Origin of the sequence: Rhodococcus sp. SGAir0479 (genome assembly GCF_005484805.1) — a bacterium.
Lineage (GTDB): Bacteria > Actinomycetota > Actinomycetes > Mycobacteriales > Mycobacteriaceae > Prescottella.
Genome location: NZ_CP039432.1, coordinates 2,569,319 through 2,581,382 on the forward strand (window position 1 = coordinate 2,569,319; position 12,064 = coordinate 2,581,382).

The window sequence follows — 12,064 nt, forward strand, 5'->3', positions numbered from 1 at the left end:
CTCGGGTCCGCTAGGACTTGCTGTCCTCCAGGACCGCGTGCTTGCCGCCGTGGCCCGGGCCGACATGGGCCTCGGCGCGCATGCGCTCGACCATGTGCGGGTAGTGCAGCTCGAACGCCGGACGCTCCGAGCGGATCCGGGGCAGTTCGGTGAAGTTGTGCCGCGGCGGCGGGCAGCTGGTGGCCCACTCGAGCGAGTTGCCGTAGCCCCACGGGTCGTCGACCTTGACGACGTCGCCGTAGCGGTAGCTCTTGAAGACGTTCCACAGGAACGGCAGCGTCGAGGCACCGAGGACGAACGAACCGATGGTGGAGATCGTGTTCAGCGTGGTGAAACCGTCGCTGGGCAGGTAGTCCGCGTAGCGGCGCGGCATGCCCTCAGCGCCCAGCCAGTGCTGGACGAGGAAGGTGGCGTGGAAGCCGACGAACGTGGTCCAGAAGTGCCACTTGCCCAGACGCTCGTCCATCATGCGGCCGGTCATCTTCGGGAACCAGAAGTAGATACCCGCGTAGGTGGCGAACACGATGGTGCCGAACAGCACGTAGTGGAAGTGCGCGATCACGAAGTACGAGTCGGTGACGTGGAAGTCGATCGGCGGGCTCGCGAGCAGCACGCCCGACAGACCACCGAAGAGGAAGGTCACGAGGAAGCCGACCGAGAACAGCATCGGCGACTCGAACGTCAGCTGGCCCTTCCACATGGTGCCGATCCAGTTGAAGAACTTCACACCGGTCGGAACCGCGATGAGGAACGTCATGAACGAGAAGAACGGCAGCAGCACCGCGCCGGTGGCGTACATGTGGTGCGCCCACACCGCAATCGACAGCGCCGCGATGCCCATGGTGGCGTACACCAGGCCGCTGTAGCCGAAGATCGGCTTACGCGAGAAGACCGGGAAGATCTCCGAGACGATGCCGAAGAACGGCAGCGCGATGATGTACACCTCGGGGTGACCGAAGAACCAGAACAGGTGCTGCCACAGCAGGACACCGCCGGTGGCCGGATCGAAGATGTGGCCACCGAGGTGACGATCGACGAACAGACCCATGAACGCGGCCGTCAGCAGCGGGAACGCCAGCAGCACCAGGATGCTGGTGATGAGGATGTTCCAGGTGAAGATCGGCATGCGGAACATGGTCATACCGGGGGCACGCAGGCACGCGATGGTGGTGATGAAGTTGACGCCACCGAGGATGGTGCCGAGGCCGGCGACGGCCAGACCCATGACCCACAGGTCGGCGCCCATGCCCGGCGAGTGCAGCGCGCTCGTCAGCGGGGTGTAGGCGGTCCAACCGAAGTCGGCGGCACCACCGGGGGTGATGAAGCCGGCCGTGGTGATGAGGGCGCCGAACAGGTACAGCCAGTAGCTGAAGGCGTTCAGACGCGGGAACGCGACGTCCGGGGCACCGATCTGGAGCGGGACGATGTAGTTGGCGAAGCCGAACACGACCGGGGTCGCGTACAGCAGCAGCATGATCGTGCCGTGCATCGTGAACAGCTGGTTGAACTGCTCGTTCGACAGGAACTGCAGACCGGGAACCGCGAGCTCGGTACGCATCAGGAGGGCCATCAGGCCACCGATGAGGAAGAACGCGAACGAGGTGACCAGGTACATGATCCCGAGCACCTTGGGGTCAGTGGTCGTCACCATCTTGTAAATGAACGAGCCCTTGGGTCCCTGCCGCGGCGGGTACGGCCTCGCGGCTATCTCTGGGACTGGCTGGGGCGCTACGGCAGTCACTGATCCTCCTGAATGTGCCCTTGGTCGCTCCGCAGGCTCGCTCCGAACCCCCACCCCCTCGTGTTCGAGGCAGGCGTTCTCCGGCATGCGCTCATCGAATCGTAGACGGTGCTTTCGAGCCCGGTGGACCGGGTCCTACTCCCTGTCGTACACGGGCCCTTCCGCCGTCGACCCATAGAGCCGCGAGCAGGACTTTAGTCCCCCATCGGCCAACCACCCCACACGGACGCGGCGTGTCGACGGAGTCCGACTCGGGATCGGAGGCCCCGCATCCGACCGCGCGGTCGGCGACGACCACGACAACTGCTAAGGTGCGCCTAATTTATGCCAGCCTCACCTAAGCATTTCGGGAGCTTCACTCGTGTTCAGATCGTCCCGCCGTACCTTCACCTCCGTCGCCGCCGTGGGTGTCGCCGTCAGCCTCGCCCTCGCCGGCTGTTCGTCGACCTCGGACACCGGTGAGACAACGACGACCGCGTCGCCGGGGTTCCCCCGGTCGGTCGAGCACTTCCGCGGCACCGCGACCATCGACGCGCAGCCGCAGCGCATCGTCACACTCGACAACAGCTACGCCGACGCCGTCCTGCTCCTCGAGTCGCCGCTCGTCGGCTACGTCGACTACCGCGAACAGGGCCTGCCGGACTATCTCGGTGACGCCCGCACCGAGTACGCGGCCGACGCCGTGTCGGTGGGCAAGGTGCAGAACGTGAGCCTCGAGCAGGTCGCGCAACTCCAGCCGGACCTGATCCTGTCGGCGGAGGTGCGCGACGGGAAGAACTACGAGGCGCTCTCGGCCCTCGCCCCGACGGTGTTCTCGCAGTCGACCGGGCCGACGTGGAAGGACAACATCCGGCTCGTCGCACGCGCCCTCGGCAAGGAGGACCTGGCCGAGCAGAAGATCGGCGAGTACGAAGCGCGTGCCAGGGCGATCGGTGACGAGATCAACGCGAAGGCGAACAACCCCAAGGTCTCGGTCGTCCGTTTCGCCGGCGAGCCGACCGCGCGCCTGTACCGCACGACGTCGTTCAGCGGCATCGTGCTGGCCGACGCCGGCCTCGCCCGCCCGGACAGCCAGGGACCGGACCCCGCGGACGCCGGCAGCATCATGAACTCGATCAGCCCCGAACGCCTCAACGAGGCCGACGCCGACGTCATCTTCGTCGCGACGTACGAGGATCCGGCGGGTAAGTCGCTCGAGGCGGCGCAGGCATTTCTGCAGAACCCGCTGTGGGGAACACTGAAGGGGCGCATCGTGAACGTGGACGACGCGATGTGGATGACGCCGGTGAGCATTCAGGGCGCGCACGAGATCCTCGACGACCTCGCCGAGGCGTTCGGAGTCGATCCGCACAACAGCTAACCTGGATCGGCCCGCACGTCGCGCTCGCCGAACAGGAAGTCGCCGCATTGTCCAGTTCCCAGCCCGTCCGCACCGTCCGCCGCGCCACCGTCGCCGTGCTCGTGGCGACCGCGGCCCTCGTGGGACTCACCGGCTGCGGTGACTCGGCGGACGACGACGCGAGCACCATCGTGCGGACGACCACCAAGATCGCGGGCGCGGGTGTCGTGAGCGTCGAGCGCGACACCCGCGCCGCCTGCGCCACCCCCACACCGGCGGACCCTGGCGCGGCCGACCCGCAGCGGATCGTCGTACTCGACGCCGCGGCAATGGATTCGGTGTGCGCGCTGGGCTTGTGGGAGCGGGTAGTGGGCGCGGCAGCCTCCCCGGGCGACACCCCGCAGCCCTCGTACCTGGGCACCGGCGTCTCGTTGCTGCCGGGCGTCGGTCCCACGGCCGCTCCGGACGTGGACCTCGTCGCGAAGGCGTCGCCGGACCTGATCCTCGGCTCCTCCCCGGCCTCCCCCGAACTCGCCGACCGCCTGCGGGCGATCGCCCCCACGGTGTTCGTCGGCGGCGATCCGGTCCAGTGGAAGTCGCGCTTCCTCGAGTCCGGCAAGGCGCTCGGACGTGCCGGTGCGGCCCGGCAGGCGCTCGACGCCTACACCTCGAACGCCGCCCGGATCGGTACCGAGATCAACGCCCGTCAGACGCAGGCGTCGGTGCTCCGGTTCGGTGCGGACCGGACCGCGGTCGAGGGCCCGGGCTCGTTCTCGGGGCAGGTTCTCGCCGACACCGGCGTCCAGCGCCCGGCGTACCAGCGGCTCGAGGTGGCGTCGCAGGACGTCGACGACCTCGGCGGTCTCCCGGCGGCCGAGGGCGACCTGATCTACGTGAGTTTCGACGGGCCGGACGGGCTCGAGCACGGGACGGCGGTGATGGAGTCCGATGCCTGGTCCGACCTGGGCGCCGTCACCGACGGCCGCGTGTTCGCGGTCGACGACGCCGTGTGGAACGCCGGCAACGGGGTGGTGGCGGCCCGCGCGGTGCTGACCGACCTGCAGGAAAGCCTCAACGCCTACGTGAGCTAGGAGCGCCATGCCGGTTCCGGAATTCGTTGCGGCCCTGCGCGAGCGCGTCGGGCACGCGCCGCTGTGGCTGCCCGGGGTCAGCGCCGTCGTACTCGACGACGCCGGCCGCGTGCTACTGACGCAGCGGGCCGACAACCGGCTGTGGGCGGTGGTCTCGGGCATTCTCGAGCCCGGTGAGGAACCGGGGCCGGCCGTGCTGCGTGAGGTCCGGGAGGAGACCGGTGTCGAGGCGGAGCTGGTGCGCGTCACGAGTGTGGACACCGCCGGCCCCATCACGTATCCCAACGGCGACGTCGCCGGCTATCTGGACGTGTGCTTCCTCGCCCGCGCGGTGGCCGGAGAGGCCCGCGTCACCGACGACGAGAACCTCGACGTGCGGTGGTTCGCGCCCGACGCGCTGCCGCCCGATCTCACCGAGTCGTCACGGCGGCGTATCCCCGCAGCGTTGCGCGACGACGAACGCGCGTGGTTCGCGCGCAACTGAACCACGCGGCCGAACGCGGCTCTGTGCCGCCCCGCTCAGCCCCGCGCGGACTCCCACAGACCCATCACGTTGCCCTCGGGATCCCGGAAGTAGGCGGCGAACCCCATCTCCCCCACCGACTGCTTCGCCGAGACCGTGGCGCCGCCGAGCGATTCGATCTTCTCCAGGGCGGCGTCGATGTCGGGGACGTCGACGGTGATCACGGGCCCCGTCGGCGACTCCGCCGAGCGCTGGAACATCCCGCCGCCGATGTACCCGGGTTCGGCGGGCATACCCGAGTCGGTCACCGGGCCGGTGGACACGCCGGTGTATTCGAGTTCCGGCATTTCGGTGGCGCTCCAGCCGAACGCCTGCCGGTAGAAGTCGCGGGCGCGGTCCCCGTCGTCGAACGGGACCTCGAAGTGCACTACTCGACCGCTCATTGCCGTCTCCTCGATCGGTCGTCGGCTGAGTTCTCGCACGTTCGACAGTAGGCGTGGGCGCCACCCGTATCAACCGTCTCCCGAAATGACCGATGGCCGAATGTCACACCGGTTCAGTCGAACTGAACGCATGTGACATTCGGCCACGGAAGGTGGAAGCGGACTAGAAGTCCCAGTCGTCGTCCTCGGTGTTGACGGCCTTGCCGATGACGTAGCTCGAACCCGAGCCCGAGAAGAAGTCGTGGTTCTCGTCGGCGTTCGGCGACAGGGCGGACAGGATCGCCGGGTTGACGTCCGTCTCGTCCTTCGGGAACAAGCCCTCGTAGCCGAGGTTCATCAGCGCCTTGTTGGCGTTGTAGCGCAGGAACTTCTTGACGTCCTCGGTGAGCCCGACCTCGTCGTACAGGTCCTGCGTGTACTCGACCTCGTTGTCGTACAGCTCGAACAGCAGCTCGAACGTGTAGTTCTTGAGGTCCTCGCGCTCGGCCTCGGTGATCCGCTCGAGTCCGCGCTGGTACTTGTAGCCGATGTAGTAACCGTGCACGGCCTCGTCGCGGATGATCAGACGGATCATGTCGGCGGTGTTGGTGAGCTTGGCACGCGACGACCAGTACATCGGCAGGTAGAAGCCCGAGTAGAACAGGAACGACTCGAGCAGCGTCGAGGCGACCTTGCGCTTGAGCGGATCGTCACCCTTGTAGTAGTCGAGAACGATCTGCGCCTTGCGCTGCAGGTTCGGGTTCTCCTCCGACCACCGGAACGCGTCGTCGATCTCCCGCGTGGTGCACAGCGTCGAGAAGATCTGCGAGTAGCTCTTGGCGTGCACCGACTCCATGAACGCGATGTTGGTGAGCACCGCCTCCTCGTGCGGGGTGACCGCGTCGGGGATGAGGCTCACCGCGCCGACGGTGCCCTGGATGGTGTCGAGCAGCGTCAGTCCGGTGAACACGCGCATCGTGAGCTGCTGCTCGTGCGGGGTCAGCGTGGCCCACGACTGGATGTCGTTGGACACCGGCACCTTCTCCGGCAGCCAGAAGTTGCCGGTGAGGCGATCCCACACCTCCGAGTCCTTGTCGTCGGGGACGCGGTTCCAGTTGATCGCCGAGACGCGGTCGATCAGCTTGACGCGCGTGCCGTCGGCCGGCGAATGCGCATGAGGAGCGGAGGTCATCGTTCTTCCCTGTTCGAATTTCGTGACGGAGCTTCGGAATTGACGGTCACAACATGCACGAGACGCAACCCTCCACCTCGGTGCCCTCGAGCGCCATCTGACGCAGGCGGATGTAGTACAGCGTCTTGATTCCCTTGCGCCACGCGTAGATCTGCGCCTTGTTCACGTCCCGGGTGGTGGCGGTGTCCTTGAAGAACAGCGTCAGCGACAGGCCCTGGTCGACGTGCTGGGTGGCGGCGGCGTACGTGTCGATGATCTTCTCGTAGCCGATCTCGTACGCGTCCTGGTAGTACTCCAGGTTGTCGTTCGTCAGGTACGGCGCAGGGTAGTAGACACGACCGATCTTGCCTTCCTTGCGGATCTCGATCTTCGCGGCCACCGGGTGGATCGAGCTGGTGGAGTTGTTGATGTACGAGATCGACCCGGTCGGCGGAACGGCCTGCAGGTTCTGGTTGTAGATGCCGTACTGCTGCACCGAGGCCTTCAGCTCACGCCAGTCGTCCTGCGACGGGATGTGCACGTCGGCGTCGGCGAACAGCTGCCGGACCCGATCGGTGGCCGGCTCCCACACCTGCTCGGTGTACTTGTCGAAGAACTCACCCGACGCGTACTTGGACTGCGGGAAGCCCTTGAAGTAGCTGCCGCGCTCCTTCGCGATCAGGTTCGACGCGCGGAGCGCATGGAACAGGACCGTGTAGAAGTAGATGTTCGTGAAGTCGATGCCCTCTTCGGAGCCGTAGAAGATGCGCTCGCGAGCGAGATAGCCGTGCAGGTTCATCTGTCCCAGGCCGATCGCGTGGGAGTCGTTGTTGCCCTGCTCGATCGACGGGACCGAGTAGATGTGCGTCTGGTCCGACACCGCGGTCAGCGCACGGATCGACGTCTCGATGGTCTGCGCGAAGTCGGGAGAGTCCATCGTCAGCGCGATGTTCAGCGAACCGAGGTTGCAGGAGATGTCCTTGCCGACGTGGCTGTAGGACAGGTCGTCGTTGAAGTACGACGGCGTCGAGACCTGCAGAATCTCCGAGCACAGGTTGGAGTGGGTGACCTTGCCCTCGATCGGGTTGGCCCGGTTCACCGTGTCCTCGAACATGATGTAGGGGTAGCCCGACTCGAACTGCAGCTCGGCGAGGGTCTGGAAGAACTCGCGCGCCTTGATCTTCGACTTGCGGATCCGCTTGTCGTCGACCATCTCGTGGTACTTCTCGGTGACGTTGATGTCCGCGAACGGCACACCGTAGATGCGCTCGACGTCGTACGGCGAGAAGAGGTACATGTCCTCGTTCTTCTTCGCCAGCTCGAACGTGATGTCCGGGATCACGACACCCAACGACAGCGTCTTGATGCGGATCTTCTCGTCGGCGTTCTCGCGCTTGGTGTCGAGGAAGCGGTAGATGTCGGGGTGGTGCGCGTGCAGGTACACCGCACCGGCGCCCTGACGGGCACCGAGCTGATTGGCGTACGAGAACGAGTCCTCGAGCAGCTTCATGATCGGGATGACACCCGAGCTCTGGTTCTCGATCTTCTTGATCGGCGCGCCGTGCTCTCGAACGTTGCTGAGCAGCAACGCAACTCCGCCACCGCGCTTGGACAGCTGCAGGGCCGAGTTGATCGAACGGCCGATCGACTCCATGTTGTCCTCGATGCGGAGCAGGAAGCACGAGACGGGCTCGCCGCGCTGCTTCTTGCCCGAGTTGAGGAACGTCGGGGTGGCCGGCTGGAAGCGGCCGGAGATGATCTCGTCGACGAGCTTGGTGGCGAGTTCCTCGTCGCCGGCCGCGAGCGTGAGCGCGACCATGCAGACGCGGTCCTCGAAGCGCTCCAGGTAACGCTTGCCGTCGAACGTCTTGAGCGTGTAGGAGGTGTAGTACTTGAAGGCACCGAGGAACGTCGGGAACCGGAACTTCTTCGCGTACGCCCGGTCGATCAGCGACTTCACGAACTCACGCGAGTACTGGTCGAGGACCTCGGGCTCGTAGTAGTTCTCCTCCACCAGGTAGTCGAGCTTCTCGTCCAGGTTGTGGAAGAAGACCGTGTTCTGGTTGACGTGCTGGAGGAAGTACTGCCGAGCGGCGGCGACGTCCTTGTCGAACTGGATCTCGCCGTTGGGACCGTACAGGTTCAGCATTGCGTTGAGCGCGTGGTAGTCCAGCTCGCCCGATGCATCGGGTCGTGCCGCAGCGCGCTCTACACTCCCAGCCGGGGCTGAATCCGTGATGGTCGGTGCCACTGTTCACTCTCCATGAATTGTGCGAGGCCCTCGCGCACTGCGACGACGTCCTCGACTGTTCCCATTAGTTCGAAGCGGTACAGGTACGGGACCTGACACTTCTGTGAAATCACGTTTCCGGCGTAGCAGTACGACTCGCCGAAATTCGTGTTGCCGGCAGCAATCACCCCTCGAATGAGGTCGCGATTGTGCTTGTTGTTGAGGAATCGGATGACCTGCTTGGGCACGTAGCTCGTGTCGCGTCCCGTGGCCGTCGTGCCTCCGCCGTAGGTGGGGAGGATCAGGACGTACGGTTCGTCGACTTCGAACGTGCCTTCGCGGTCATGCAGCGGAATGCGCGTTGCGGGGACACCGAGTCGTTCAACGAATCGGTGTGTGTTCTCCGACGCGCTGGAGAAGTACACCAGCGATGCCATCGGTGTTCACCATTTCGGTCGAGCGTGGAACGGGACCCCGCGTCGCGGCGTCGCCTCAGGCGGCGTTTGCGGTGAGGGCCTTGATGCGGTCCGGACGGAAGCCGGACCAGTGGTCGTCACCGGAGACCACGACGGGGGCCTGGAGGTATCCGAGGGCCATCACGAAGTCGCGCGCCTCGGGGTTCTCGGAGATGTCGACGATGTCGTACTCGAGACCGGCCTTGTCGAGGGCACGGTAGGTGGCATTGCACTGAACGCAGGCGGGCTTGGTGTAGACGGTGATGCTCATGGTGGTCCTCTTTCCAACGGCCTGACGAGCTGGGTTTGTGCAGTCTTCGCGCCGAGCGTCGGGGTCCTGGCCGGTCCCGGGATCCGTTTGGTTCCCGTTGTGCCCTCTCGGCTGTGTAGACACTACACCTTGTGTCCGACAGATTCGTAGAACCCGAGATCTTGTGAGTGACACGCTTGAAATTCCCAGGTCGGCACCCCGCACCCGCGCGTCGCGGGCGGCTTTCGGGCGTGTTTCACGTCACAAAACGGGTGGTGAGTTCCGCCACATCCGCTGACACGGCCGGCGTCCGCGGTGGGCGGCGATCGGGGCTGCGCCCGCCGGCGCTGGAACTCGTCCGGACGCACCCTCGGGGTCGCCGACCGCAGGTCCTCCAGGCCCCCGCGGAGACCGGGCCCACAGTGCTCGGAGCCCCCGCTACCGACACGCCCGGCAGCGACACGCCGACCCGTCCGGTGAACGCCCACGACGATGCGGCGAAGGGCCTCACGCCGGCGTTAGCTGACAATTAGCCGGGCGTTCGGACGGCCGCCGGGCCGGCGTGTGACAGGGTGGCCTCGTGTCCCCCGACGACTGCCCCTATTTCTTCGCGCCCGTGTCGTCCGTCGTGCGGGTGACCCCCAACATGCAGCGCGTCACGCTGACGGGCGGGGACCTCGCGCGCTTCGTCTCCAGTGGCGTCCCCGACGAGCGACTACTGGTGGTGTTCCCCGACGAGGGCGCCGCGCGACCGCCGGCCCCGGAGCGGCTGGGAAACGCCTGGGACTACCCCACCGACGGGCCGCGCCCGGAGATGCGCAGCTACACCGTCCGACGCTGGGACCCGCAGAGCCGTGAGATGGACCTCGACTTCGCGGTCCACGACGGCGGCGCGGCCGTGCGGTGGGCGCTGCAGGCCCGTCCCGGCCACGTGCTGGGCGTCACGGCGGCCTCGGGCTGGTACCGCCCGCCGGTCGACACCTCGTGGCGGCTGCTGATCGCCGACATGACCGCACTGCCCGCGGTGGGCCGCATCGTCGGGGAACTCGCGCCCGGCACGCGCGTGCACGTGGTCGCGGAGGTCACCACCGCCGCGGACGAGCAGCAGGTCCCCACCTCGGGTGACGTCACCTACACGTGGCTGCACGGCACCGGCAACGGCGTCGGCCCGAGTGCGCTCGCCGCTGCCGCGCGCGTGTGGAACCGGCCGGACGGTCCGGGGTACGTGTGGTTCGCCGGCGAAGCGGGCCTGTCCCGCGCCGTGCGCCGATGGGTGCGTCACGAGCTCGGCTGGCCCACCGCGCGGTACGACGTCATCGGCTACTGGCGCGCCGACAAGGAGGCCTGGACGGCGCGGTACGAGCGGGTGCGCGAGCGCATCGAGGCCGCGCAGCACGCCGCCCTGTCCGCGGGCGGCGACTTCGATTCGGTGCGCGACGCCGTCGACGACGCGATGGACCGGGCCGGGCTGTGACCGGCCCGCGCCCCGACCTAAAAACGCCGAATGTCACATGCGTTCGCATGTGACATTCGGTCGGGAGGGCGGAGGCCCCGGGGATCAGGCGTTCACGAGCTCCGCGGACGCTTCCACCAGAGCGGCGACGACGCCGCGCACCTGCTCGGCGACCTCGGCGTTCTCACGCGGGTGCAGCTCGCCGAACTTCTGGATGGTGCCGCCGATGGACAGCTCGATGTCGTGCACCTTGGCGCCGGCGATGCCGAGAGCCTTGCGCGCGTCGTCGTGGGCCCACTTGGCGGCGTTGGGGCTCGGGGACGCGCTGATCACGGCCACCGGCTTGTCCTTGACGGCACCGGCGCCGTACGGACGCGAGAGCCAGTCGATGGCGTTCTTCAGCACGGCGGGAACGGTGCCGTTGTACTCCGGGGTGACCAGCAGCAGTGCGTCGGCCTCGGCGGCGGCGGCACGCAGCGCGTCGACGCCGGCGATGGTGGCGCCGGGGACGTCGACGTCCTCGTTGTAGAAGGGCAGGTCTCCGAGGCCCTCGAAGATCGTGACGTCGGCGCCCTCGGGGGCGACGGCCGCAGCGGTCTCGGCGAGCTGACGGTTGACGGATCCGGCACGGAGGCTGCCGACGAGGGCGAGAACGCGGGTCTGAGACATGGGGGCTTCCTTCGGTGGTGCGATGGTTGACGCTGCAACAGGTATAGCAGCCTAAACGGACCGCGGTCCACTTATGTTCCCGCTGGGTTACGATGCCGAGTGTGAACAGCCCGTTACTTCCGCTGGTGGACGCCGAGGTTCCCGAGCGGTGTGACGCTGCCCGCAATCGGAAGCTGCTTCTCGACGCGGCGGCGGAACTCGTCGCCGCCCGCGGCGTCGACGCCGTGACCATGGAGGCCGTCGCGGCCGCGGCCGGCGTCGGCAAGGGCACCGTCTTCCGCCGGTTCGGCAGCCGCCCCGGACTGATGAACGCCCTGCTCGACCACACCGAGCGCGAACTGCAGAACGCCTTCATGTTCGGTCCCCCGCCCCTGGGCCCCGGCGCCGACCCGGTGCGCCGACTCATCGCCTTCGGCCGGGCGCGGCTGGACATCGTGACCGTGCAGGGTGATGTACTGCGCGCGGCCGAGGGCTCCCCCGACGTCCGCTTCGGCGGCCCGGCGCGCGCGGTGAGCCTGCGCCACGTCGTGACGCTGCTCACCCAGGCCGGCGTCGACGGCGACGTCGAGTTGCTCGCCGTGGCACTGCTCGCGCCGCTCGAGGCGGGCCTCGTCCTACACCAGATCCGGGTCCTCGGGATGTCCCACGACCGGATCGCCGACGGCTGGGAAGACCTGGCGCGCAGGATCACCCGAACGGGGTCCGCCGACAGGGTGGGGCGAATGCGAGCACCGTTGGCCGCCCTCGTCCTCCTGTCCGCCGCCGCGACGTCGATCGCCT

11 protein-coding genes and 1 pseudogene are annotated in these 12,064 nt (G+C 67.2%); 5 read left to right on the forward strand and 7 right to left on the reverse strand.

What is annotated here, in order from left to right; translation table 11 throughout:
* Nucleotides 1-10: 10 nt before the first annotated feature.
* Nucleotides 11-1,741, reverse strand: coding sequence for an aa3-type cytochrome oxidase subunit I (gene ctaD, locus E7742_RS12030; RefSeq protein WP_137799158.1), 1,731 nt, complete (start codon nt 1,739-1,741; stop codon nt 11-13).
* Between the two features lie 403 nt (nt 1,742-2,144).
* Between ctaD and E7742_RS12035 the strand changes: the two genes are divergently transcribed.
* The 3 genes from E7742_RS12035 to E7742_RS12045 are packed head-to-tail and all read left to right on the forward strand — an operon-like array spanning nt 2,145 to nt 4,655.
* Nucleotides 2,145-3,101 (forward strand): ABC transporter substrate-binding protein, encoded by a 957-nt coding sequence (locus tag E7742_RS12035; protein WP_441346919.1) that lies wholly within the window; start codon nt 2,145-2,147, stop codon nt 3,099-3,101.
* 47 nt (nt 3,102-3,148) lie between these two features.
* Entirely contained in the window at nt 3,149-4,171 is a 1,023-nt protein-coding gene (locus E7742_RS12040; protein ID WP_137799160.1) for an ABC transporter substrate-binding protein, read from the forward strand.
* A gap of 7 nt (nt 4,172-4,178) precedes the next feature.
* Entirely contained in the window at nt 4,179-4,655 is a 477-nt protein-coding gene (locus E7742_RS12045) for an NUDIX hydrolase (protein WP_137799161.1), read from the forward strand.
* 35 nt (nt 4,656-4,690) lie between these two features.
* On the opposite strand, the gene E7742_RS12050 is transcribed toward E7742_RS12045, so the two are convergent.
* The 5 genes from E7742_RS12050 to nrdH all read right to left on the reverse strand — a co-directional run bounded on the left by E7742_RS12050 (nt 4,691) and on the right by nrdH (nt 9,183).
* Complete coding sequence (locus E7742_RS12050; protein ID WP_137799162.1) at nt 4,691-5,077, reverse strand: VOC family protein; 387 nt, start codon at nt 5,075-5,077, stop codon at nt 4,691-4,693.
* A 163-nt stretch (nt 5,078-5,240) separates the two neighbouring features.
* Complete coding sequence (gene nrdF, locus E7742_RS12055) at nt 5,241-6,248, reverse strand: class 1b ribonucleoside-diphosphate reductase subunit beta (protein WP_137799163.1); 1,008 nt, start codon at nt 6,246-6,248, stop codon at nt 5,241-5,243.
* A 46-nt stretch (nt 6,249-6,294) separates the two neighbouring features.
* Complete coding sequence (gene nrdE, locus E7742_RS12060; protein ID WP_175420474.1) at nt 6,295-8,478, reverse strand: class 1b ribonucleoside-diphosphate reductase subunit alpha; 2,184 nt, start codon at nt 8,476-8,478, stop codon at nt 6,295-6,297.
* The gene (nrdI, locus tag E7742_RS12065; RefSeq protein WP_137799164.1) at nt 8,436-8,894 is read right to left on the reverse strand and encodes a class Ib ribonucleoside-diphosphate reductase assembly flavoprotein NrdI; all 459 of its coding nucleotides are present in this window, start codon (nt 8,892-8,894) and stop codon (nt 8,436-8,438) included. Before nrdI ends, nrdE begins: the two co-directional genes overlap by 43 nt.
* Nucleotides 8,895-8,949: 55 nt before the next feature.
* Nucleotides 8,950-9,183 carry a glutaredoxin-like protein NrdH gene (nrdH, locus tag E7742_RS12070; protein ID WP_137799165.1) on the reverse strand — a complete coding sequence of 78 codons (234 nt, stop codon included), beginning with the start codon at nt 9,181-9,183 and terminating at the stop codon, nt 8,950-8,952.
* Nucleotides 9,184-9,742: 559 nt separating this feature from the next.
* On the opposite strand from nrdH, the gene E7742_RS12075 reads away from it, so the two are divergent.
* On the forward strand, nt 9,743-10,636 hold the full coding sequence (locus E7742_RS12075) for a siderophore-interacting protein (protein WP_254698988.1): 894 nt from the start codon (nt 9,743-9,745) through the stop codon (nt 10,634-10,636).
* Between the two features lie 84 nt (nt 10,637-10,720).
* On the opposite strand, the gene E7742_RS12080 is transcribed toward E7742_RS12075, so the two are convergent.
* Nucleotides 10,721-11,284, reverse strand: coding sequence for an NAD(P)H-dependent oxidoreductase (locus E7742_RS12080; protein WP_137799166.1), 564 nt, complete (start codon nt 11,282-11,284; stop codon nt 10,721-10,723).
* Between the two features lie 92 nt (nt 11,285-11,376).
* On the opposite strand from E7742_RS12080, the pseudogene E7742_RS12085 reads away from it, so the two are divergent.
* A pseudogene (locus E7742_RS12085) lies at nt 11,377-11,979 on the forward strand (TetR/AcrR family transcriptional regulator); the annotation flags it as partial.
* Between the last annotated feature and the right edge of the window lie 85 nt (nt 11,980-12,064).

Coding starts and splice junctions, on each gene's coding strand:
- E7742_RS12045 (WP_137799161.1), top strand. CDS start 4,179: ATGCCGGTTCCGGAATTCGTTGCGGCCCTGCGCGAGCGCGTCGGGCAC.
- E7742_RS12050 (WP_137799162.1), bottom strand. CDS start 5,077: ATGAGCGGTCGAGTAGTGCACTTCGAGGTCCCGTTCGACGACGGGGAC.
- nrdF (WP_137799163.1), bottom strand. CDS start 6,248: ATGACCTCCGCTCCTCATGCGCATTCGCCGGCCGACGGCACGCGCGTC.
- nrdI (WP_137799164.1), bottom strand. CDS start 8,894: ATGGCATCGCTGGTGTACTTCTCCAGCGCGTCGGAGAACACACACCGA.
- nrdH (WP_137799165.1), bottom strand. CDS start 9,183: ATGAGCATCACCGTCTACACCAAGCCCGCCTGCGTTCAGTGCAATGCC.
- E7742_RS12080 (WP_137799166.1), bottom strand. CDS start 11,284: ATGTCTCAGACCCGCGTTCTCGCCCTCGTCGGCAGCCTCCGTGCCGGA.